This is a genomic window from Nocardiopsis sp. TNDT3, assembly GCF_003427465.1.
Taxonomy (GTDB): Bacteria; Actinomycetota; Actinomycetes; order Streptosporangiales; family Streptosporangiaceae; genus Nocardiopsis; species Nocardiopsis dassonvillei.
In genome coordinates, this window is sequence record NZ_QPFC01001384.1 from 1 (window position 1) to 1,038 (window position 1,038).

The window sequence follows — 1,038 nt, forward strand, 5'->3', positions numbered from 1 at the left end:
GGCCCACCGTGGACCTGCGGGACCCGCCGGTCTCACCGGCGCCATCGCCGGGCACCGTTCGCACACTCCCGGCCACACTGCGCACGGGCGCGTTTGCGGACGCCCCCAAAGCCCTCCCCCGGAATCCGGGCCCGGTCCTCGCGGAACCGGCGCGCACCGCGTCCGCGTTGGGCGGGCGACACCAGCGCACCGGCCATCCGCGCGCCGGGGCGCACACGACGCCTCCCGGAAGGAAACCATGGTCTTCAAACGCCTGCTCGCCGCCTTCGGTGACGACGGACCCACCGTCGACACCGTCCTGCCGCACCCCCACACCCGCCCCGGGGACCTGTTGGAGGGCAGCGTCGAGCTCACGGGCGGCGGGAGCCGCACCGAGATCGCCGAGATCGTCCTCGTGCTGGTCGCCCGGACCGAGGACGAGGAGGGGGAGGCCACCGGCGGCGCGGAGTGCACCCGCGTCCCCGTGGCGGCGGGCGTGAGCCTGGACGCCGGGGAGCACCTGTCGATCCCCTTCAGCCACCCCGTCCCCTGGCAGGCGCCCCTCACCGAGGCCGGGGGCTCGCCGCTGCCCGGCGTCCTGGCGGGGCTGCGCACCGAGGTGATCGTCGACGGGGACGCGGACAAGGGCGACCTCGACCGCGTCCACGTCCACCCGCTGCCGATCCAGGACCGCGTGCTGGAGGCGATGCTGCGGCTGGGGGCCGTGTTCGCCGGAGTGCGGGTGGAGGGCTGGCCGGCGCCCGGGCCCCACGAGGAGTCCGCGTTCCTCCAGACCCTGGTGTTCCACCCCGCCGAGCACCACGCGCACGAGGTGGGTGAGGTGGAGGTCCTCTTCGCCGCCGACCCGGCGGGCGTCGGGGTGGGCTTCGTCTTCGACCGCCACGCCGAGGGGTTCTCGGAGGGAGGCGCCCCCAGCTGGTTCCGGGCCGAGCACTCCGAGGCCGACCACACCGACTGGGCGCGGGCGGTGGACGAGTGGATCGGGCAGGCGCTGTACCGGCGCCGCGGGTTCTCCGGGCACGAGGGGGAGTACGGGGA

General features: G+C 75.6%; 1 protein-coding gene. It reads left to right on the top strand.

The window, feature by feature from the left end; translation table 11 throughout:
• Nucleotides 1-238 precede the first annotated feature (238 nt).
• A partial coding sequence (locus DQW06_RS28100) for a sporulation protein (RefSeq protein WP_117199613.1) occupies nucleotides 239-1,038 on the top strand: 800 nt, incomplete at its 3' end.